Genomic DNA, 21,035 nt, shown 5'->3' on the forward strand with positions numbered 1-21,035 from the left:
CGCGCCTCGGGGCCGCAAGCCCGCGCAGGCTCTCCCCGCCGCCGCCGCGAACGTGTCAGCGGCCCAGGTCCACGAACCGGCCGAAGCGGACATCGTGCTCGGTGGCCGGGGTCATCGCCGCGATCAGGCCCGCCGCCTCCTTTGCCAGAGCGTCGCGCTCGGCGGCGGTCAGCGGGCGCACCTCCTGCACGGTGACGGCGGCCGGGGCGTCGCGCGGGGTGTCCAGCCGCCAGACCGCCGCGAAGAACCCGTCCACCAGCACGCTGCCGTAGGTCTGGTTGCCGACCCCGTTGAGGCCCCTGAGGGGAGCCGGGATGACCCGGGTGCGGTCGGCGTGGCCGAGCAGGACGTTGTCGAACTCGGGCAGGAAGCGGGGCGGGGCGGGGGTGTCCTCGGCAGGACGCGGGGCGTCGGGCAGGTCGAAGAGTTCGACGCCGTGCTCGTCGCGGAAGGTGACGAGCCGGGGTCGCAGCCGCTCGAAGACCTCTTTCAGGCGGGTCAGCCCGGCCCAGGTCTGCATGTCCTTCACCGAGGCGGGGCCGAACGCGCCGAGGTAGCGCAGCGCGGCGTCCTCGATGTCGGGGGCCGAGCCGGCCGAGCGGCCGAGCCAGTGCTCGACGGTGGTGAGCGCGACGCCGCCGCTCACGCCCCAGAGACCGCGCGGGGTGACCTGGACCAGGGGCAGCAGACAGCGGGCGGCGGTGCTCAGGGCCTGCGGGTCCGCTTCGGGCCACTCGGTGAGCAGCCGTGTGCGGATCTCCTTCGGGGTGCGGGGCGTCTCCTCGACGTACGCCCTGCTCAGCTCGCGCAGGCGGTCCAGGTCCACGCCCGTGAGCCCTTTGCGGAAGATGCCGAGCTCCCGGTCACGGGCCGCCTGCACCAGGGGCCGCAGGGTGAGGGCGTCGTCGGCGGTGTGGGTGTGGATGGTCGAGCGCAGGGAGACGATGCGGACGACCTCGCGGGACTCCATCAGCGCGGACAGTTCGGCCGGCCGGAAGCCGTGGAGCCGGGCCAGGAGCTGGTAGTACGGCGGCTTGGTGTTCTGCGCCTGGAGGCCGACGAGGTGGGTGACGGCGTCCTTCGCGCTCATCGCGGTCCGGCGCAGCAGGAGCTGGCGGTCCAGGGTCGCCCGGCCGAGGGCCCTGGGCGTGAGCACGGGAACGGGAACGGCACCGGCTGAGGTCTTCTTCTTCACGGCCATGACGGCACGCTACGCGGCCAATAGGCCGGATTCGGTCCTCTTTACGAGCCCTTCGGGTCACCGAAGACCTTCCGGGGCCGCCATGCCGTCATCCGGCGAAGCCGGGCTCGGGGCCGGGTCGCCCGCATCATGGTCCCGTGATCGCCGTCCTGTTCGCCGTCCTGACCGCCCTCAGCAACGGCTCCGCCTCCGTACTCCAGCGCCGGGCCGCCCTCGACGTGCCGCAGACCGAGGCCATGCGGGTGTCGCTCATCGGCCATCTGCTGCGGCAGAAGGTGTGGCTCGCGGGGATCGCCCTGGTGATCGTCGCCGCCGTCTGCCAGGCCGTCGCGCTGGCCACGGGACCGATCGCCGTGGTGCAGCCGATCTTCGTGATCGAGCTTCCGGCGACCCTGCTCCTGGCCGGTCTCATGATGCGGGTGCGGGTACCCCGGACGGTCTGGCTCGGGGTCGCCGCGGTGACGGCGGGGCTGGCCCTCGGGATGGCGACGGCCGCGCCGGGCGGCGGCAGCGACTCCGTGCACGGGGCGGCGTGGGTGCCGGCGCTGATCCTGACGGGCGTGTGCGAGGCGCTGCTGATCGCGGCCGCGCTGGCCACCCGGGGCAATCTCCGGGCCGCCCTGCTGGCCACGGCCGCCGCCGTCGGTTACGCGCTGACCGCCGCGCTGATGAAGGACGCGATGGCGCGGCTCGACGCGGGCGGTGCCGGGGCGCTGTTCAGCTCCTGGCAGCTGTACGCCACGGCGGTGGCGGGGGTCGGCGCGCTGTTCCTCCTCCAGAACGCCCTTCAGGCGGGCACGCTCGTCGCCGTGCAGCCGTGTCTGACACTGGGCGACGCCCTGATCAGCGTCCTGTACGGGGTGACCCTGTTCGGCGAGGAGGTGCGCACCGGCTGGTGGGTGCTGCCCGAGCTGCTGGCCCTGGGCCTGATCGCGGCGGGGTGCGTGGAGCTGGCGCGGTCGCCGCTGGCCGCCGGGAACCCGGCGGCCCCGGCCCGCGCGCGCCGGGTCGACTGACCGGGCGCGCGCGGACCGGGGCCGGCCCTCAGGGGGTGTTCCGCCGGCCGGGGCCGGGTCCGCGACGCCTGGCGCGGCCTGACCGGCCCTGACCGACAGAACCTCCCCTGCACGTCCTACTTGCTGATCGCGAAACGCATCAGGGCGTGCTCGTCGCCCTGCTTGATCTTGCCGGTCTCGTTGATCACCTGGAGCTTCCATCCGGCGCCGACGCGCATGGCCTTCGCCACCGCGCAGCCGTTGTCGCTGGTGAGCAGGGACGGCCAGATGTCGGCGACCTGCTGGCTGCTGCCGCCCGTGGCGTCGTACACCTTGATGCTCACGTTGCGCGCGCTCTGGAAGGAGCTGCCCTTCTTGTACGCGGCGGCGACGAAGACGATCGCCGTGACGTTCGAGGGGACCTTGGCGAAGTCGACGGTCACCGTCTCGTCGTCGCCCTCGCCCTTGCCGGTCTGGTTGTCACCGCTGTGCACCAGCGAGCCGTTGCCCAGCGGGTCCAGGGAGTCCAGGCCGGCCAGCCGCACCGGGTCCGCGCCCTGCATCGCGATGGCGATCAGGTCGAGGTCGGTGCCCTTCTTCTGCTTGAGCTTCCCCAACAGCCCGCCACTGCTGCCGACGGTGGGGTCCCAGGAGACGCCGATGGAGAGGTGGGTCACCCCGTCCAGGTCCGCCGGGCCGTCTTCCTTCTTCAACGTGATCATGCGTGATCCTCTTCGTGGCGAGATTCCTACAGGGTGAGTCTGCCTGGTGCCTCCCCGCTACCCCTCACCAGGGGCAAAATTTCGACCAAGTGTGGGAGGGGCCCGACCAGAATGTCCTGCCTCGGCATGATGTACGGGCACGTTTCCCCGTGATACGGGCATGCGGAGGACGCCCGGGCCGGGGCAGGGACCGGGCGTCGGTTGTCAGCCGGTTCAGGCGGCTTCCTCGCGCACCACCCTCGGTGTCCCCAGGTGCTGGTGACCGCCGCTGGCGAGCATGCGCACCTCCGCGTGATCACTGATCTCGGCGCGGACGATGCCGGTGTCGTCCTCGTAGACGGGATGCCCGCCCGCACCGCTCTGTGCCGTCCGGTGGACGGTGACGGCGTCGTCCTCCACTGCCGCGGACTGGAAGACGAGCTCGTAGCTCTCCGGATATTCCATGACGGCTCTCCAGACGACCGTTTCCGGGCAGGCTCCTCGGAGCGTGCCCGCCCTGCACAGCCCATGGTCGCGCACACCCGTACGGGATGCAGATGCGCGCGCCCTGCGGGTCCGGACGGGGGCTGCCTATGCTGAAGGAGAGCCCCGCCGCGGGAAGGGAAACGCCATGGACGAGGCCGCTCTGGGCGACGACGTCTATCAGCCCCAGCAAGAGTCGGAGGCATCCGATCCGGTCGAGCAGCTCGACACGGAGGAGACCTTGGACGACCCGGACGTGGAGGACGTCCTGGACCGGGGCTACTCGCCTCCCGAGCGCCCCTACGCCGTGGAGGACCTGGGCACCACCGCCGCCGAGCAGCACCGGGGCGAGTCCCTGGAGAGCCGGCTCGCGCGCGAGCGGCCCGAGGACGGCGGCCCGCCCGGTGACGGGGTGGGCGATGTCGTGGACGGGGACGGCGAGCCCTGGGACCGCGAGGTCGGCACCGTACGCGCCGGGCGGCTCACCCGGGACCTGGGCATCGACGAGCCGGACAGCACGGCGGGCGAGGACGTCGGGATCGACGGTGCCGCCGCCTCCGCCGAGGAGGCCGCCGTGCACGTCATCGCGGACGAGGCGTAGCCGGGCCCGTCCCGCCTTACCCCGGAGGTAATCGACGCCCCGCGCGCCGTCGGACATCGTGTTCCTCACGAGCACAGCGCTCCCGGCCCGCCGGCCGGAAGCCCTACGGGAGGGATCCACGATGACCGCCTACGACGACGCCGTACAGCGCTACCTCGCCGCCTGGAACGCCGGGCCCGAGGAGCTGGAGAAGGCCGTCGCCGCCGCGTTCACCGACGACGCCGCGTACACCGACCCGCTGGTCGACGTACGGGGGCACGAGCAGCTGGCGGCCGCCATCGGCGGAGTGCGGCAGCAGTTCCCCGGGTTCACGTTCCGCCCGGCCGGTGCGGTGGACGGGCACCACGCGCTGATCCGCTTCGGGTGGGAACTGGTCGCGCCCGACGGCTCGGCGCCCGTCGCCGGCTCCGACGTGGCCACGCTCGCCGAGGACGGCCGGATCGCCTCGGTCAGCGGCTTCCTGGACCGGGTGCCGGCGGTCTGACCGACCGGGCGGTGCGGGGGCGGGCGCCGCCGCCCGCCCCCGCACCGCGCCCCCTCAGCCGGTCTGCGCGAGACCGATGCCGTACCCGTCCGCGTCGCGCACCGGGGCGTCGAAGAGGCGGTTGGCGGGGCGCGGCAGTCCGTAGTGGCCGCGCAGGGTGCTCGCGGTGTACTCGGTGCGGAAGAGCCCGCGTTCCTGGAGGATCGGCACCACCCGGTCCACGAAGAGCTCCAGGCCGGACGGGAGGACGGCCGGCATGATGTTGAAGCCGTCGGCAGCCCCGCTGTCGTACCAGTGCTCGATGGTGTCCGCGACCTGTTCGGCGGTCCCGGCGAAGGTACGGTGGCCGCGCCCGCCGCCGAGCCGCCCGATGAGCTGCCGTACGGTCAGCCGCTCGCGCCGGGCCAGCTCCACGACGAGCGTGTAGCGGCTCTTGGCGCCCTCGATCTCGTCCTCGGTGGGGATGTCCTCGGGCAGTTCCTCGTCCAGGTGCAGGTCGTCCGGGGCGATCCTCAGCTGGCGGGCGAGCTGCCGCTTGGCGTACTCGGGGACGATGAGGCCGTCCAGTTCGGCGTCGAGTGCCAGCGCCTCGGCCTCGGTGTCCGCGATGACCGGCACGATGCCGGGCAGGATCTTGATGCCGTCGGGGTTGCGGCCGGCGGCGACGGCGCGCTCCTTGACGTCCTTGTAGAACGCGATGCCCTCCTCCAGCGTCTGCTGGGCGGTGAACACCGCCTCCGCGTACCGGGCGGCGAAGTCCTTGCCGTCCTCGCTGGAGCCGGCCTGCACGAGCAACGGGTAGCCCTGCGGCGGTCGTTGGACGTTGAGCGGTCCGTCGACGCGGAAGAACTCGCCCCGGTGCCCGATCTGCCGCACCCGCTCGGCCAGGGCGTGCACCCCGCGCTCCTTGTCGGCGACGACCGCGTCGTCGGCCCAGCTGTCCCAGAGCTTGGTGGACACCTCGACGAACTCACCGGCGCGCCGGTAGCGGTCGCGGTGCAGCGGGGTGTCGTCCAGGCCGAAGTTGCGGGCCGCGTCGGCGCCCGCGGTGGTGACGATGTTCCAGCCGGCCCGGCCGCCCGACACGTGGTCCAGCGAGGCGAACCTGCGGGCCAGGTTGTACGGCTCGTTGTAGCTGGTGGACGCGGTGGCGATGAGGCCGATGTGCCGGGTGGCGCCGGCGAGGGCGGTGAGCAGGACCGTCGGCTCCAGCTTGGCCGCGGGACGCCGGCCGGGGTCGCCCATCAGGACCGGGCTGTCGGCGAGGAAGACCGAGTCGAGGCGGCCGCGTTCGGCGATCCGCGCGAGGTTCTTGTAGTGCTCGATGTCGGAGTTCGCGTCGGCCGGGCTGCCGGGCAGCCGCCAGGACGCCTCGTGGTGGCCGGTCGACATGAGGAAGGCGTTGAGGTGGAGCTGCTTGCGGTCAGGCGTGCGGGTCATGGGAGTCCTTCGCTGCGGTGAGGGGCGGCTGCGCGACCCCGAGGGCGGTGAGGAGGGTGTCGCGGTATTCCTGGAAGCGGGGGTCGCGGCGGGAGCGCGGGGCCGGGAGATCGACGGTGAGGTCGACGGAGATCCGGCCGTCCTCCAGGACGAGGACCCGGTCGGCGAGCTCGACGGCCTCGTCCACGTCGTGGGTGACCAGGAGCACCGCGGGGCGGTGGCGTTCGTAGAGTTCGCGCAGCAGGTCGTGCATCTTGATCCGGGTGAGCGCGTCCAGGGCGCCGAACGGCTCGTCGGCCAGCAGGAGTTCGGGTTCACGGACCAGGGCGCGGGCGAGGGCGGCGCGCTGCTGTTCGCCGCCGGACAGCTCGTGCGGCCAGGAGCGGTCGCGGCCCCCGAGGCCGACCTCGGCCAGGGCGGTGAGGCCGCGTTCGCGGGCTTTCGGGCCGCGCAGACCGAGGGTGACGTTGTCGATGAGCCGGAGCCAGGGCAGCAGCCGGGAGTCCTGGAAGGAGAGCGAGACCCGGTCGGGGACGGTGAGTTCTCCGGAGCCCTCGACGCTGTGGTCGAGGCGGGCGACGGCCCGCAGCAAGGTCGACTTGCCGGAGCCGCTGCGCCCGAGCAGTGCGGTGAACTCGCCCGCGCCGACGGTGAGGTCGAGCTCCTTGAGGATGTCCCGGTCGCCGAAGCGGCGGACCAGATTCCTGGTGCGGACGGCGGGGCGCGGGGCGGCAGCCGTCGCGCCGGGGGCGGTCAGCCCGCCAGGGTGCGTCGCCATGACAGGGCCTTCCTCTCGGCGGCGCGTACGGCCGCGTCCGATGCGTAGCCGAAGATCCCGTAGGCCACCAGGCCCACGATGATCACGTCGGACTGGGCGTACTGCTGGGCCTGGAACATCATGTAGCCGATGCCGCTGGTGGCGTTGACCTGCTCGACCACGATCAGGCCGAGCCAGGACGCGGTGACCCCGAGGCGCAGTCCGACGAAGAATCCGGGCAGCGAGCCGGGGACGACCACCTTGCGGATGAACTGCGCCCGGCTCAGGTCGAGTCCTTCGGCGAGTTCGACGTAGCGGCTGTCGATGCCGGTGAGTGAGGCGTACGTGTTGATGTACATGTTCACCGCGACGCCGAGCGCGATGACGGTGACCTTCATCTGCTCGCCGATGCCGAGCCAGAGGATCAGCAGCGGGAGCATGGCCAGGGAGGGGATCGCGCGCTTGATCTGGAGCGGTCCGTCGAGAAGGTATTCGCCGGTCCTGCTCAGCCCGGCGGCGACGGCCAGGAGGACTCCGGTGGTCACCCCGAAGAAGAGGCCGAGCCCGGCGCGCTGGAGGGAGATGAGGACGTTGTCCTGGAGCCGGCCGCCGGCGACGAGGTCGGACGCGGTGGAGAGAACCGTGCCGGGGCCGGAGAGTATCCGGGGGTCCAGATAGCCGGTGGCGGAGGCGGCCCACCACACCGCGACGACCAGGACCGGGCCGATGAGCCGCCCGAACGGGACGGCCCGGCCGGGGCCCAGCCGCCTGCGCGTGCCCGACGGCGCGGCCGGCGGTGTCTTCGCGGGGGCGTCCGCCGTGTTCACCGGCGGGGCGGTGCGGGGGGTGTGCGTCAGCAGCTCGGTCATGACTTCTCCCGGTACCGGGCGGGTACGGCCTCGGCCGCCAGCCCTTCGAAGCGGCGGTCGAACAGCTCGGTGGCGTCCTGCTCCGGTACGAATCCGCCGGCGGCGAGCAGGTCGGCGGTCTCCTGCTCCCAGGCGATGGCCTCGTCCCAGGAGGCCGGGAAGAGCGGCTTGTCGAGCGAGGCGACGATGCGTTTGCCGTCCGCCCGGGAGACGCCCTGGTCCTTCACGTAGTAGGTGTCGATCCACCGGTCGGTGTTCTCCCAGGCCCAGACCTGGCCCCTGGCCCACAGCGGGACGAAGCTGCGGACGGCGGCGGCCTTGGCGCGGTCGTTCAGCACCTCGTTGGGCGCCCAGAGCACCGTGAGCAGGTCCACCACGTCGGTCTTCACGGCGCGCGCCCCGTCCTTGCCGTACTGGGCGAGGTACTTGGTGAGGGTGGGCTCACCCAGCGGGGCGATGTCGACCTGCCCGGACTGGAGGGCGGTGAGGAACTGGGTGCTGGGCAGGGCGACCAGCTCGACGTCGTCGGTGTCGATGCCCGCCTGCTTCAGTGCCCGCAGGACGACGACGCCCTGCGCCTGCCCCTGCGAGAAGCCGATCCGGCGGCCCCGGAAATGGGCGGCGGAGCGGATGTCGGAGCCGGCTTTGGTGGCGAACGCGTACAACGGACTGTTCCGTACCTGCACCGCGACGATCTTCGCGCCGACGCCGATGGCATGGGCCTGGATCGGCGGAATTCCGGCGTTCACGGCGAGGTCGATGGAGTGCGCCCGGAAGCCCTGGATGATATCGGGGCCCGCGTTGAGATTGGGCCACTGCGACACCCGGAAAGGGAGTTCCTTTTCGAGGCCGGCGGGGGCGAGCTGGAGTTTGGTCGTACGGACGGCTATGGAGAGTTCCGTCCCCGGCGGTGGTGCCCCGGAGGGCAGTTCTCCGGACGGTTCGGTGCCGGCCGCCGCGTCGGCCCGAGGCGAGCAGGCGGCGAGGGTCCCGATGAGCGCTCCCCCGGTGAGGGCGAGGAACGAGCGGCGGCCGACCGTCGGGGGTGTGGTGTCGCGTGGCATGCGTGATTCTTCCTGATCCGTGATGTCGGGGTGGTCAGAGGGAGAGGTAGGCGCCGTCGTGGAAGAGCAGCGGGCTGCGGCCCTCGTCGAGCTGGGCGTCCACCACCCGGGCCACGACGATGCGGTGGTCACCGGCCGGCACGATCTGCTCGGTCTCCACCCGCAGGTGGCCGGCCACTCCGTCGAGCAGGGGCTCGCCGCCGCTCAGGCGGTGCCAGCGCGTGGGGGCGGCGAAGCGGTCGATGCCGCTGGTGGCGAAGGTGGCGGCCAGGGACTGCTGTTCGGCGCCGACGAAGTGCACGACGGCCGTACGGGCGTGCTCGAAGTGCGGCCAGGACGAGGTGGTGGTGCCGATGCCGAACGAGACGAGCGGCGGGTCGAGCGAGAGCGAGGTGAGCGAGGTCGCGGTGAAGCCGACCGGGCCGCGGCCGGAGTCGGTGGTGATGACGACGACCCCGGCGGGGTAGCGGCGGAACGCCTGCCGGAAGCGGTCGGGGGCGATCCCCGCCGGGGCGGGGGCGGCGGCCTGGGCCGCGTACGAGGGCACAGTGACGGTCAACGTGTCTCCCGGAGGTGGAAAGCCGAAAAGGACAGCACGAAAAGGCAGCGGTGAATCGCGCGAGGGCGTGCATACGCACGGCGAGGCACGCACGGACGTGCGGAACGTCCGCCGGATATCAGCGGGTGTTTACCGAAGACCCGGACAGCGCCCGCGACAGGCGCACATCGCCGCGGGCGCGGACGAGCGGAAGGGCGGCGTCACCGAGGACGCTTTCGCTGCATTCCGCTGTCGGCTGGTCATGAAACCATCTTCCCGTGGGCCTTCACGGCCGGTCAACAATGCAACTGACTGAATTAAATCGGATGAGGGAGAGGGGCGGCGGCTTCGGTGTCAGGACACCGCGGGCAGCGCCGGCCAGGGGCCCAGCGGGTCCGTGTACAGCGAGCCGAGCGCCACCGCCGCACCCGCCACGGCCAGGACCGACCCGGTGAAGCTGCTCGGCACCACGGCCCGCTCGGGGTCGTCGCACACCACGGACCGCTCGGCCACCTCCGCCCGCAGATCGGCGAGGCACTCCGGCATCCGCCCGGCCCCCGGCTCGACCACGACCAGCACCTCCGGGTCGAACATGTCGAGGAGGAGCGCCGCCGCCCGCCCGACCAGCCGGGCCCGCCGGCGGAACAGCGCCACCGCCCGGGCGTCCCCCGCCAGCGCCCGGTCGAGCAGCTCCGGGAAGGACCCGGTCACCAGCCCCTGGGCGGCGGCGCGCCGCACCATGGCCCGCTCCGAGACCTCCGACTGGAGGCAGCCGGACCGCCCGCAGGAGCACGGCTCCGCACCGCCCGACCCCCCGGCGCCCAGGGGCAGATGGGCGACGCTGCCCGCGCCGGAGCGCGGTCCCCGGTGCAGGGTGCCGTCGGTGGCGAAGGCGGCGTCCACGACCGCGCCGACGAAGAGCAGGACGGCACTGGCCCGGGTCGACTCCTGGCCGAACAGCTGCTCGGCCCGGGCCAGGGCGCGGGAGTGGCTGTCCACGTGGACGGGCAGTCCGGTCGCGGCGGCGAGCAGGTCGCGGGCCGGAACGTCGTGCCAGCCGAGCTGCGGATGCGCCACGATCACCCCGTCGACCGGGTCGACGCGGTGCCCGGTGGCCAGGCCGAGAGCGAGGACAGTGCGCCCGCCGGCGTGGGCGGCCACCAACGGGGGCAGCCGGGCGGCGAGTTGGGCGAGGAGGCGGTGAGGGTCGGTGGTGCCGTGGGGCCGGCGGTCCTCGGCGACGACCCGGCCGCGCAGGTCCATCAGCGAGAGGGTGGAGTGGGCGACGGCGATGTGGGCCCCGGCCACCAGATAGCGTCCGGTGTCGATCTCGACGGGGATGTGCGGCCGGCCGAGCCCCTTGGGGCCCGCGGTCTCGGCGCTCTCCCGGACCAGTCCGCGGGCGAGCAGCCGGCCGACGTGACCGCTGACGGAGGCGGGCGAGAGGCCGGTGAGGCGGGCGACCGTGGACCTGGCGACGGGGCCGTGGTCGAGGATCGCACCGAGGACCGAACCGGTGCCGGTCGGGCGGCGGCCCGGCACGTGCGCCGGTATGTCGGCGCGGCGCGGCGGGGTGGTGCGGGTCTCGTGGGGGCGGCGGACGGGGGCGGAGAGACTCTTCACCGTGTCTTCCAGACCTCGGGGGCGGCGATGGGCGCGGTGTCTGCTCGGCGGAGGCACGGGGCCGGGGCGCGGGGCCTCGGGAGCGGTGCCTCAGGCGCGGTGACACACGGCGGAGCACACCCGCTTGAGGTCGATGTGACCCCGCGTCGTGAGGTGTGCGGATCGCTGCATGCCGCGCAACGTAGCCGGACCGGCTCAACCCGGTCAAACCATCGCCGCATCCTGGACAGCTCCGTGCGTCACCGAACGTTTTCCGGAATTCACCCCTGATGCCTTGTCATCGCCTGTTCTACGCGCATAGCTTGTGCTCCCTCACCACACTCTGAGGGGCCTTCTCCGTGCGCATATCCACCACCCGTTCCGCCCTGCTGGCCGGTGCGGTAGCCGTGACGCTCTCGGCGACCGCGCTGCCCGCCGCCTTCGCCGCTCCGTCCGCGACCGCCGTCATCTCCGAGGTGTACGGGGGCGGCGGGAACTCCGGTGCGACACTGACCCGTGACTTCATCGAGCTGGCCAACGCCGGCTCGGCCGCGTACGGCCTCGACGGGCTCAGCGTCCAGTACCTGCCGGGCGCCCCGTCGGCGGGCTCGCTGTGGCAGGTGTCCGCGCTGACCGGTTCCGTCGCGCCCGGTGCCCGCTATCTCGTCGCGGAGGCGGCGGGCACCGGCGGCACGGTGGCCCTGCCGGCCCCGGACGCGACCGGCAACGTGGCCATGTCCGCCACGAGCGGCACCGTGGCCCTGGTCTCCGGGACGGCACCGCTGACCTGCAAGACCGCCGCCGACTGCGCGGCCGACACCCGGATCGTGGACCTGGTCGGCTACGGCACCGCGGTCGTCCGGGAGGGCAGCGGACCGGCGAAGGGCACCTCGGCCACCGCCTCCGTGGCGCGCGCGGCCTCGCTGGCGGACACCGACGACAACGCCGCCGACCTGACCGCGGCGGCCCCCTCCCCGGTCAACGCGGCCGGTGAGACCTCGGGCGGCGGCGAGGACCCGGGCGGCCCGGGCAACCCCACCGAGCCCGGCACCGTGCGCGTCCACGACATCCAGGGCACCACCCGGGTCTCTCCGCTGGACGGCAAGGCGGTCACCGGGGTCCCCGGCGTCGTCACCGCGGTGCGCGCCTCGGGTTCGCGCGGCTTCTGGATCCAGGACACCGCCCCGGACGCCGACCCGCGCACCGGTGAGGGCGTCTTCGTGTACACCGGCTCCGCCGCCCCGGCCGTCCAGGTGGGCGACTCGGTGCTGGTCAGCGGCACCGTGGACGAGTACTACCCGTCGTCCACCACCCAGTCGGTCACCGAGATCACCGCCCCGAAGGTCACGGTCGTCTCGTCCGGCAACGCGCTCCCCGCGCCGGTGGTGCTGGACGCGAACGCCGTACCCGAGACGTACGTGCCCTCGGCCGGCGGCGGCTCGATCGACGCGCTGCCCCTGGAGCCGTCGACGTACGCGCTGGACCTGTACGAGTCCCTGGAGGGCAGCCGGGTCGAGATCGCCGACACCCGCGTGACCGGCGCGACGACCGCGTACCACGAGGTCTGGGTGACGGTCGAGCCGAAGCAGAACCCGACCCGGCGCGGCGGCACGCTCTACGCCTCGTACACCGACCAGAACACCGGCCGGATCAAGGTCATGTCGCTGGACCCTGCCGCGCCCGTGCCCACCGCGAACGTGGGCGACGTGCTCGTCGGCACCACCTCGGGCGTCCTGGACTACGACTCGTACGGCGGCTACAACCTCCAGGCCACCGCGCTCGGCGAGGTCATCGACCACCACCTGAAGCGCGAGGTCACGCGCAAGCAGAAGGGCAAGGAGCTCGCGGTCGCCACGTACAACGTGGAGAACCTCGACGCGCTCGACGACCAGGCGAAGTTCGACACCCTGGCCGAGGGCGTCGCGGTCAGCCTCTCCTCCCCCGACATCGTGTCGCTGGAGGAGATCCAGGACGACAACGGCGCGGTCAACGACGGCACGGTCGGCTCCGAGGCCACGCTGAAGCGGTTCACGGACGCGATCGTCGCGGCGGGCGGCCCGCACTACGCGTGGCGCTATGTCGCCCCGCAGGACGGGAAGGACGGCGGTGAGCCCGGCGGCAACATCCGCAACGTCTTCCTCTTCAATCCGAAGCGGGTCGACTTCGTGGACCGTCCGGGCGGCGACGCGACCACCCCGGTCGCGGCCGTGAGGACGAGGAAGGGCGTCGCGCTGTCGGTGTCGCCGGGCCGGATCGCGCCGGCCAGTGCGGCCTGGGACGACAGCCGCAAGCCGCTGGTCGGTGAGTTCCGCTTCCACGGGAGGTCCGTCTTCGTCGTCGGCAACCACTTCGCGTCCAAGGGTGGCGACCAGCCCCTGCACGGCCGCTACCAGGAGCCGGTGCGCAGCTCGGAGACCAAGCGCGTGCAGCAGGGGAAGGAGGTCAACACCTTCGTCAAGTCGCTGCTCGCGGCGGACAAGTCGGCGCGGGTCGTCGTCCTCGGCGACCTCAACGACTTCGCGTTCTCGCCCACCGTGGACGCGCTGACCGACGGCGAGGTGCTCAAGCCGCTGATCACCACGCTGCCGGATAACGAGCAGTACAGCTATGTGTACGAGGGCAACTCGCAGACCCTCGACCACATCCTGACCAGTCCGGGCGTGCGCCGCTTCGACTACGACGTGGTGCACATCAACGCGGAGTTCGCCGACCAGGCGAGCGACCACGACCCGCAGATCGTGCGCGTCGACGTGAACGCCCCCGAGCACGGGAACGGGCACGGGCACCACTGACCCGTCCGCCACGGGCGGGCGGTCTCAGCCGCCCGCCCGTGGCACGGCGTGGCGGGCTGCCGCGCCCGTACGCGGACGCGGCAGCGCGGCGAGCGGCAGCAGCGCGGGCGCGGACTCCAGCGGCCGGTCGGTGACGAAGCGCGCCACCAGGTCCGCCACGTCGTCGGGGCGTTCCAGGACGACCCAGTGGTCCGACTCGCCGATGGTCAGGAAGCGGCTGCCCTCGATCGTCGCCGCGAAGGCCCGCTGGTGGTGCGGCGAGGTCACGGTGTCGTGCTCGCCGGCGAAGACGAGCGCCGGGACCCCGGCCAGCCCGCCGGAGAAGTCCGGGCGGTGTTCCAGCGACCGGCGCAGCGAGCGCTCCGCGTGCGGGGAGTGCGCGAGGGCGTGTGTGAAGGACCGGCGCACGTAGCGCAGGGCCAGCTCCCGCCGGTGGACCGGCCGCTCGGGATCCAGGCACATCAGCGCCCCGGCGGTCAGGGCGGCGAGCCCTTCCGTGTCCCCGGCGTCCAGCCGGCCGACGGCCAGGGCCCAGCCGTCGCGCTGGGCCTCGCTGATGTGCGACGGTACGCCTCCGAGGACCAGGCGGGCGATCCGGCCGGGGTCGCGCCGGGCGCAGGCGAAGGCGACGGACGTTCCGTAGGAGAAGCCGAAGAGGTTGAACCGGTCGGCACCCAGGTCGTCCATGACGCCCGTGACGGCGGCGGACAGGAGGCCGTCCCCGGTGCCGGGCGGCAGCGGGTCGGCGCCGCCCATGCCGGGCAGGTCGAGGGTGATCACGGAGGCGTGCGGGCCGAGGTGCTCGTCCATCTGCGGCCAGCCGTGGATGCCCTGGAGGGCGCCGCCGAGCACGACGACCGGCTCGGTGCGGGGCGCGGGCTGCGGCAGGACGCGGTAGCGGTAGCGGAGGCCGTTCACGGTGAGGGCGCGGATGATTTCATCGGTCATGGGCTTCGGTCACCTGGTGAGGACGAGGGCGGCGTTGTGGCCCCCGAAGCCGAGCGAGGTCTTGACGGCCGCTTCGAACGCCGCGGGCCTGGCCTCCTTGCTCACCACCTCGACCGGGATGTCCGGGTCGGGGGCGTCGAGGTTGACGGTGGGCGGTACGAGCTGGTGCTGGAGGGCGAGGACGGTGAGCGCGGTCTCGATGCCGCCGGCGGCGCCGAGGGTGTGGCCGGTCATCGCCTTGGTGGAGGTGACGAGGGGGTGCTCGCCCAGGACCCGGCGGAGCATGGCCGTCTCGATCAGGTCGTTGGCGACGGTGGAGGTGCCGTGCGCGTTGACGTGGCCGACGGCGGCGGCGTCGATCCCGGCGTCCGCGAGGGCGGTGCGCAGCGCGCGTTCGACGCCGATGCCGTCGGGGTCGGGGGCGACGGCCGAGTAGGCGTCGCTGGAGGCGCCGTAGCCGGTGACGTGGGCGCGGACGGCGGCGCCCCGGGCGCGGGCGTGCGCGGGGTGTTCCAGGACGAGCAGTCCGGCGCCCTCGCCGACGACGAAGCCGTCGCGGTGGGTGTCGAAGGGGCGGCAGGCGGCCTGCGGGTCGTCGCGGCGGGTGGAGACGGCCTTGAGGCGGCAGGCGCTGGCGATCAGGAGCCGGGAGCAGACGGACTCGGCGCCGCCGGCGATCACGATGTCGCAGGCGCCGGTGCGTAGCATCTGGTGGGCGGTGCCGATGGCGACGGTGCCGGAGGAGCAGGCGGTGGAGACGGCCTGGCTGGGGCCGTGGGCGCCGAGGTCGGTGGCGACGCTGCTGGCGGCGCCGTTGACGACGGTGAGGGGGGCGAGCTTGGGCGAGACGCGGCGGGCTCCGCGTTCGGTGAGGGCGGTGTGCTGTTCGTCGTAGAAGGGCAGGCCGCCGTGGGCGGAGCCGATGACGACGGCGACCCGGCCGCTGTCCCAGACGGCGGGGTCCAGGCCGGCGTCGGCGACGGCCTCGCGGGCGGCGATGACGGCGAGGTGGGAGAAGCGGTCCATCAGCCGGTGTGCGGCGACCCCGAGCACGGCCCGGGTGTCGAGGCCGGCCACGCTGTACATGAAGTCGCAGGGGAGGTCCGCCAGTTCGGGCCGGTGCGGCACGCAGGGGGCGGTCGCGGGGTCGTTCACCGCGCGCCAGGTTGCCTCGGCGCCGACGCCCGCCGAGGTGACCAGGCCGATGCCGGTGACGGCCGCGGCGAACGGCGGCAGCCGGTGGGGGGCCGTCACGCGGCGGCCTTGCGGCGCACGGCGTCGACCAGCTGGCCGACGGTGTCGCGCGAGGTGAGCTCGACGTCGTCCAGATCGACGTCGAGGCGGTCCTCGATGAGGAGCCGCAGCTCCTCCAGCGCCAGCGAGTCCAGCCTGAGCTGCCTGAGCGGCACGTCGGGGCGGATCGCCACGGGGTCGGTTCCGAAGTTCGCCGTCAGCAAGGTGCTGATCTCGTCTGCCGTGCTCATGCTCATCGGGCACTTCTCCGCTGTCGTACGCGGTGACGCCTTGCCGCGTGAGATGTGAGTGCCATCGGGGACGCCGGCCGGTCCGGAGTTCTCTGTTATACGCCCTGGCGGCGACGGGTCCGGCCCGCGTTCCCCCGTGCGGTGGGCTGCCGTCCAGGTGTACGAATCCCGCGCGGCGCGCGCGGGCTCACGGGCCGTCAACTCCACGGGAGTGCAGAGGATTCGACACACCCGCAGGCTGATTGTCTTACCTTCGGTGGCTCTCTATCGTGGGCAGGCTTCGCGGCCGGCCGGGCCCCGTCGGCCGCTCTCCCCCACACAGCAGGAGCAGGTATGCCCACACGCGCCGCCCGCACCCGGACCCGCGCCTCCCTCCTCGCGGCCCTCACCGCCACCGTCCTCGCCGCGACCGGCGCCCCGGCCCCCGCGGCGGCGGACACCGGGCACCCCATGGACCGGGCGTTCACGCGGGCCGCCGAGGCGTTCGACGTACCCCGCGATCTGCTCGCCGCCGTCGGGTACGGCGAGACCCGCCTCGACGGCCACGCCGGACGCCCCAGCCAGGCGGGCGGCTTCGGCGTGATGCACCTGATCAGCAACCCCACGCACCACACCCTGGAACGGGCCGCCGCCCTCACCGGTGAACCCGTCGCCACCCTGCGCACCGACACCGCCGCCAACATCCTGGGCGGCGCGGCGCTGCTGCGCGGTTACGCGGACGGGCTGGGCCTCGACGCCGGGGACCGCGACGACATCGACGCCTGGTACCCGGCCGTCGCCCGCTACAGCGGCACGCGGGGCACGGCCGCCGCGCTCTACGCCGACGCGGTCTACACCTTCCTGGCCGACGGGCTCGCCGCGCTCACCCCGGACGGCGAGCGGATCACGGTGACCGGGCGGCCGGTCTCCCCGGAGCGGGACGGGGTCGCGGCCGCGGACTCCGGTGCCCGCAGCGGCGACTACCCGGCCGCGCTCTGGGTCCCGGCCGATCCGAACAACTACACCACCGGCCGGACCGCCAAGATCGACAAGATCGTCGTCCACGTCACCCAGGGCTCGTACGCGGGCTCGATCAGCTGGTTCCAGGACCCCGTGTCCGAGGTGAGCGCGCACTACGTGGTGCGGTCGTCGGACGGGCAGATCACCCAGATGGTGCGGGACGCCGACGCCGCCTACCACGCGCGCAGCGCCAACGCCTCGTCGCTGGGCATCGAGCACGAGGGCTTCATCGACGACCCCACCTGGTTCACGGACGCGATGTACCGGTCGTCGGCCGCCCTGACCGCATCGCTGTGCGACAGGTACGGCATCCCGAAGGACCGGGCGCACATCATCGGGCACAGCGAGGCCCCGGGCAACGACCACACGGACCCGGGCCCGTACTGGGACTGGGACCGCTACATGGAGCTGGTGACCGGCACCGGGACGGGCGGCGAGACCCGGGACGGGCTGAGCTTCACCACGTACACGACCCAGCGGTCCGGCTCCACGGGGCCTCAGGTCACCGCCCTCCAGCGGCTGCTGAACGACCAGGGTTACGCGGCGGGCGAGGCGGACGGCACCTTCGGGACGGCGACGGCGGCGGCGGTGACGTCGTTCCAGTCGGCGCACGGCCTCGACGCGGACGGGGTCGTGGGCGCCAGGACGTGGACGGCGCTGCTGTCCGCCGGGACCACGCCCGTGCTCGCCGAGGACGCGACGGGCGAGGACGTGAAGCGGCTCCAGCGGGCCCTGACGGCGGCGCTGGGCTCGACGGTGGACGCGGACGGCACCTTCGGCCCGGCGACCGCGACGGCGGTGCGCTCCTACCAGACGGGGCGGGGCCTGACGGCCGACGGGATCGCGGGCTCCGCCACCTGGGCGGCGCTCCAGGCGGGCCGCTGACGGAGCGGTGGCGTCCCGGGCCGGACCCCCAGGGCGTCACCGCCCGGCGGGCTCGTACCGCAGCTCCACGACCCCGTTGCCGAAGGCGCGGGTGCCGGTGAGGCGGAGGGGCCGCACGGTCTCCTCCGCGGGGAACATCGGCTTGCCCCGGCCGATGAGGACCGGCTGCACGTAGACGCGGTACTCGTCGATCAGGCCGAGCGCGGCGAAGGACGCGGCGAGGCCGGCGCCGCCGAGGGCGAGGTCGCCGTCGGCCGCCTCCTTCAGGGCCCTGACCTCCTCGGGGACGACCTCGCGGACGATCGTGGTGTTCCAGTCGGCGTGGTCCAGCGTCCGCGAGTACACGTACTTCGGGGTGTCGCGCCAGATGGGCGCGAACTCGGCCGTGGGTCCGGCGTTGGCCGGGTCCTGGTCGGCGGTGGGCCAGAAGTCCGCCATCAGCTGATGGGTCACACGGCCGTCCAGCATGGCGCCCATGTCTGCCAGTCGGCTGTTGAAGTAGCGGTGCAGCTCGTCGTCGACGACATGCCAGTCGATGTTCCGGTGCGGTCCCTCGATGAAGCCGTCGAGGGACATCGACATCCAGTAGACGATCTTGTTCATGGCGCACCTCACCGGGCGTGTCGCGGGACGGGCGGGAAGCGCCGCCGACGTTACCGGGCGGCGGCCGCCCCCGGCTTGACGCCGAGCCGGACCGGCGCGTAGGTGTCGGGCATGAGACTCGGAGAGGCGCGCGCCGCCGCCGCGCACTGGGTGTCCGCCTACGCCCGCCCCGCGCCGGACTTCCTGGGGGCCTACTTCAGCGGGTCCACCGTCGGGCGGCCGGACGACACGGAGCTGCCGGTCTCCTCGGACGTGGACGTGGTCGTGGTGACGGCGGGGGCCGAGGCGCCCGCGAAGCCCGGCAAGCTCCTGCACCGGGGCGCGCTGCTGGAGATCACCTACGAGCCCTGGTCCCTGCTGGCCGACCCGGAAGCGGTGCTGGGCGCGTACCACCTGGCGGGCGGCTTCCGCCGGGACACCGTCATCGAGGACCCCACGGGGCGGCTGCGCGCGCTCCACGCGTACGTCGCCCCGCGCTTCGCCCGGCGGGAGCACGTGCGGCGGCGGTGCCTGGACGCCCGGCACCGCGTCGAGAGCCGGCTCGCGGCCCTGGACACCACGCAGCCGTTCGCCGCCCGGGTGCTGGCGTGGCTGTTCCCCACCGGGGTCACCGCACATGTCCCGCTGGTCGCCGCCCTGCGCAACCCGACCATCCGGCTGCGCTACCCCGCCGTGCGCGACGTACTCACCGCGTACGGGCAGGAGGCGCTGTACCCCGAGCTGCTGGCGCTCCTGGGCTGTGCGGAGGTCTCCGCGCCGCTGGTGCGGCACCATCTGGACGAGCTGGCGCGGACGTTCGACGCCACGGTCCCCGTCGTGCGCACGCCGTTCTTCTTCGGCAGCGACCTGACCGCACGGGCGCGCCCTCTCGCGGTCGACGGCAGCCGGGAGCTGATCGACCGGGGCGACCACCGGGAGGCGGTCTTCTGGATCCTCGCGACCTTCGCCCGCTGCCACACCGTGCTGGCCGTGGACGCGCCCGCGCTGCATACCGCCCGGCTGCCGGCGTTCCGGGAGGCGGTCGCCGGCCTCACCGGCATCGCGGGCACCGGGGACCTGCTCATCCGGCGCGACGAGGTACTGCGCTTCACGCCCCGGCTGTGGACCGTCGCGGAGGAGATCATGGCGGCCGATCAGGGGGTCGCCGGGTAGCGGCGCGCTCTGCTACCTTGCCCCGCGTGTCTCTTCCTCGTGCGTAGGACCCCGTCGAGACCGCGCCCGGTGTCCCGGGTGCGGCACTCCGGTGTCCCCGCATGCCTGTGGCGCGGCAGGTCCGCGCCGCCTTCCCGAGGAAGACCACCGTGTCCACTCCTTCGTACGCCGCTGTCCTGCGCGTGCCGCACGCCGCGCGCACCTTCGCCGCCGCGCTGACCGGGCGGCTGTCCTACGGAATCGCCCCGCTCGCCCTGCTGCTCGCCGTCAAGGACGCCACCGGCTCCTACTCGGCCGCCGGCACGGTGATGGCCCTGTTCGGGGCCGCCAGTGTGTTCCTGTCCCCCGCCCGTGCCGGGCTGATCGACCGGTACGGGCCGCGCCGCGCCCTGCCGCCGATGGCCGGTCTGTACGCGGTGCTGCTCACCGTCCTCGCCCTGGCCACCTGGCGGCCGGGCGCCTCCCCGGCGGCCCTCGGGGTGCTCGCCACGGCTGCGGGGGCCTGCACGCCTCCGCTCGGCCCGGTCATGCGGACGCTGTGGAGCGAGCTCGTCCCCGACCGGGACCTGCTGCGCCGCGCGTACAGCCTGGACGGGGTGGCCGAGGAACTGCTCTACGTCTCCGGGCCGTTGCTGGTGGGCGTCGCGGTGGCGGCCACCGGGCCCGCCGTCGCCGTGCTGGCCGGCGCGGTGCTGATCGCGGCCGGGGCGGGGGCGCTGGTGACCTCGCCCGCGGTGGGGCGCGGGAAGCCGGACCACGGCACCGGGGCGGACGGTTCCGCCGCCCCTGGGCTGCGGCTCGGCGCCGTGCCCGCGCTGCGGCGCGCCGTGCTGGTGACGGCCGCCGTGGGGCTCTGCCTCGGGGCGCTCGACCTGCTGGTGGTGGCCCTGACCGAGGCGATGCACCGGGCGTCGGCGGTGTCGTGGGTGCTGGCCGCCCTGTCGGCCACGAGCGCGGTCGGGGGCCTGGCCTACGGCGCGCTGCGGTGGCGGGCCCCGCTCGGGGTGCGGCTGCCGGCCATGGCCGCCGGGCTGGGCGCGGCGGTGGCGGCGGCCGGGCTCGCGGGCAACGTGTACGTGCTGAGCGCCGTGGTCGGCGCGGCCGGGCTGTTCGTCGCGCCGGCGCTCACCACCGCGTACCTGATCGCGGACGAGTCGGCGGACGCGGCCCGGCGCACCCGGGCGGGCGCCTGGGTCAACACCGCGTTCAACGCGGGCTCGTCGGGCGGCACCGCGGCGGTGGGGCTGCTGGTGGACCGGCTGCCGCTCGCCCTGTGCTGCGCGGTGGCGGCGGCCCCGGCGCTGCTGTGCGCGGGCGCGGTCCTGGGGGGCGCCGGTGTCCGGCGGGCCCGGGCGGGGGCGGAGGTGGTGGACGCGGCCTGACGCACCAAGGCGGCCGTCCACCCGCTCCCGGGTGGACGGCCGTCTCGCACGAGGG

The 21,035-nt window shown here is 73.7% G+C and carries 20 protein-coding genes; 7 read left to right on the forward strand and 13 right to left on the reverse strand.

Going from position 1 to position 21,035, the window contains the following annotated elements; translation table 11 throughout:
• Positions 1-55: 55 nt before the first annotated feature.
• Entirely contained in the window at positions 56-1,201 is a 1,146-nt protein-coding gene (locus ACLQ2N_RS06260) for a winged helix DNA-binding domain-containing protein (protein ID WP_425809871.1), read from the reverse strand.
• Between the two features lie 137 nt (positions 1,202-1,338).
• Between ACLQ2N_RS06260 and ACLQ2N_RS06265 the strand changes: the two genes are divergently transcribed.
• On the forward strand, positions 1,339-2,217 hold the full coding sequence (locus ACLQ2N_RS06265) for a DMT family transporter (protein WP_425809873.1): 879 nt from the start codon (positions 1,339-1,341) through the stop codon (positions 2,215-2,217).
• Positions 2,218-2,333: 116 nt separating this feature from the next.
• Here the strand turns inward: ACLQ2N_RS06265 and ACLQ2N_RS06270 are convergent, their stop codons facing one another.
• Both ACLQ2N_RS06270 and ACLQ2N_RS06275 read right to left on the reverse strand, forming a co-directional pair.
• Complete coding sequence (locus ACLQ2N_RS06270) at positions 2,334-2,918, reverse strand: TerD family protein (RefSeq protein ID WP_425809875.1); 585 nt, start codon at positions 2,916-2,918, stop codon at positions 2,334-2,336.
• A gap of 213 nt (positions 2,919-3,131) precedes the next feature.
• Positions 3,132-3,362 (reverse strand): DUF6296 family protein, encoded by a 231-nt coding sequence (locus tag ACLQ2N_RS06275; protein WP_425809877.1) that lies wholly within the window; start codon positions 3,360-3,362, stop codon positions 3,132-3,134.
• A gap of 166 nt (positions 3,363-3,528) precedes the next feature.
• Between ACLQ2N_RS06275 and ACLQ2N_RS06280 the strand changes: the two genes are divergently transcribed.
• Both ACLQ2N_RS06280 and ACLQ2N_RS06285 read left to right on the forward strand, forming a co-directional pair.
• On the forward strand, positions 3,529-3,981 hold the full coding sequence (locus tag ACLQ2N_RS06280) for a DUF5709 domain-containing protein (protein WP_425809879.1): 453 nt from the start codon (positions 3,529-3,531) through the stop codon (positions 3,979-3,981).
• A 121-nt stretch (positions 3,982-4,102) separates the two neighbouring features.
• Positions 4,103-4,465, forward strand: coding sequence for a nuclear transport factor 2 family protein (locus ACLQ2N_RS06285; protein WP_425809881.1), 363 nt, complete (start codon positions 4,103-4,105; stop codon positions 4,463-4,465).
• Positions 4,466-4,519: 54 nt separating this feature from the next.
• On the opposite strand, the gene ACLQ2N_RS06290 is transcribed toward ACLQ2N_RS06285, so the two are convergent.
• The 6 genes from ACLQ2N_RS06290 to ACLQ2N_RS06315 form a co-directional block, all read right to left on the reverse strand.
• The gene (locus ACLQ2N_RS06290; RefSeq protein WP_425809883.1) at positions 4,520-5,905 is read right to left on the reverse strand and encodes an LLM class flavin-dependent oxidoreductase; all 1,386 of its coding nucleotides are present in this window, start codon (positions 5,903-5,905) and stop codon (positions 4,520-4,522) included.
• Positions 5,889-6,683, reverse strand: a complete 795-nt coding sequence (locus ACLQ2N_RS06295; RefSeq protein ID WP_425809885.1) for an ABC transporter ATP-binding protein — start codon at positions 6,681-6,683, stop codon at positions 5,889-5,891. The genes ACLQ2N_RS06290 and ACLQ2N_RS06295 overlap by 17 nt, the downstream gene beginning before the upstream one ends.
• Positions 6,659-7,531 carry an ABC transporter permease gene (locus tag ACLQ2N_RS06300; protein WP_425809887.1) on the reverse strand — a complete coding sequence of 291 codons (873 nt, stop codon included), beginning with the start codon at positions 7,529-7,531 and terminating at the stop codon, positions 6,659-6,661. Before ACLQ2N_RS06300 ends, ACLQ2N_RS06295 begins: the two co-directional genes overlap by 25 nt.
• Complete coding sequence (locus ACLQ2N_RS06305; RefSeq protein WP_425809889.1) at positions 7,528-8,595, reverse strand: ABC transporter substrate-binding protein; 1,068 nt, start codon at positions 8,593-8,595, stop codon at positions 7,528-7,530. The genes ACLQ2N_RS06300 and ACLQ2N_RS06305 overlap by 4 nt, the downstream gene beginning before the upstream one ends.
• A gap of 34 nt (positions 8,596-8,629) precedes the next feature.
• Positions 8,630-9,154: a flavin reductase family protein gene (locus tag ACLQ2N_RS06310; RefSeq protein ID WP_425809891.1), complete on the reverse strand. Its 525-nt coding sequence runs from the start codon at positions 9,152-9,154 to the stop codon at positions 8,630-8,632.
• Positions 9,155-9,487: 333 nt separating this feature from the next.
• A complete protein-coding gene (locus tag ACLQ2N_RS06315) occupies positions 9,488-10,756 on the reverse strand; it encodes an ROK family transcriptional regulator (protein WP_425809893.1) in 1,269 nt (422 codons plus the stop codon).
• 338 nt (positions 10,757-11,094) lie between these two features.
• On the opposite strand from ACLQ2N_RS06315, the gene ACLQ2N_RS06320 reads away from it, so the two are divergent.
• Positions 11,095-13,527, forward strand: a complete 2,433-nt coding sequence (locus tag ACLQ2N_RS06320) for an endonuclease/exonuclease/phosphatase family protein (RefSeq protein WP_425809895.1) — start codon at positions 11,095-11,097, stop codon at positions 13,525-13,527.
• A 24-nt stretch (positions 13,528-13,551) separates the two neighbouring features.
• Here the strand turns inward: ACLQ2N_RS06320 and ACLQ2N_RS06325 are convergent, their stop codons facing one another.
• Genes ACLQ2N_RS06325 through ACLQ2N_RS06335 form a run of 3 tightly spaced genes read right to left on the reverse strand, consistent with a single transcriptional unit; the run spans position 13,552 to position 15,959 of the window.
• The gene (locus ACLQ2N_RS06325) at positions 13,552-14,475 is read right to left on the reverse strand and encodes an alpha/beta fold hydrolase (protein WP_425809897.1); all 924 of its coding nucleotides are present in this window, start codon (positions 14,473-14,475) and stop codon (positions 13,552-13,554) included.
• Positions 14,476-14,484: 9 nt separating this feature from the next.
• Positions 14,485-15,729: a beta-ketoacyl-[acyl-carrier-protein] synthase family protein gene (locus ACLQ2N_RS06330; protein ID WP_425809899.1), complete on the reverse strand. Its 1,245-nt coding sequence runs from the start codon at positions 15,727-15,729 to the stop codon at positions 14,485-14,487.
• Positions 15,726-15,959: a phosphopantetheine-binding protein gene (locus tag ACLQ2N_RS06335; RefSeq protein ID WP_425809901.1), complete on the reverse strand. Its 234-nt coding sequence runs from the start codon at positions 15,957-15,959 to the stop codon at positions 15,726-15,728. The genes ACLQ2N_RS06330 and ACLQ2N_RS06335 overlap by 4 nt, the downstream gene beginning before the upstream one ends.
• 333 nt (positions 15,960-16,292) lie before the next feature.
• Here ACLQ2N_RS06335 and ACLQ2N_RS06340 point away from each other — a divergent pair, with 333 nt between their 5' ends.
• Complete coding sequence (locus tag ACLQ2N_RS06340) at positions 16,293-17,843, forward strand: peptidoglycan-binding protein (protein ID WP_425809903.1); 1,551 nt, start codon at positions 16,293-16,295, stop codon at positions 17,841-17,843.
• A 36-nt stretch (positions 17,844-17,879) separates the two neighbouring features.
• On the opposite strand, the gene ACLQ2N_RS06345 is transcribed toward ACLQ2N_RS06340, so the two are convergent.
• Entirely contained in the window at positions 17,880-18,446 is a 567-nt protein-coding gene (locus ACLQ2N_RS06345; protein ID WP_425809905.1) for a dihydrofolate reductase family protein, read from the reverse strand.
• A 111-nt stretch (positions 18,447-18,557) separates the two neighbouring features.
• Between ACLQ2N_RS06345 and ACLQ2N_RS06350 the strand changes: the two genes are divergently transcribed.
• Both ACLQ2N_RS06350 and ACLQ2N_RS06355 read left to right on the forward strand, forming a co-directional pair.
• On the forward strand, positions 18,558-19,598 hold the full coding sequence (locus tag ACLQ2N_RS06350) for a hypothetical protein (protein WP_425809907.1): 1,041 nt from the start codon (positions 18,558-18,560) through the stop codon (positions 19,596-19,598).
• Between the two features lie 149 nt (positions 19,599-19,747).
• Positions 19,748-20,980 carry an MFS transporter gene (locus ACLQ2N_RS06355; RefSeq protein WP_425809909.1) on the forward strand — a complete coding sequence of 411 codons (1,233 nt, stop codon included), beginning with the start codon at positions 19,748-19,750 and terminating at the stop codon, positions 20,978-20,980.
• Positions 20,981-21,035: the final 55 nt, after the last annotated feature.

Origin of the sequence: Streptomyces sp. DT224 (genome assembly GCF_049844595.1) — a bacterium.
In the GTDB taxonomy this organism is placed as follows: domain Bacteria; phylum Actinomycetota; class Actinomycetes; order Streptomycetales; family Streptomycetaceae; genus Streptomyces.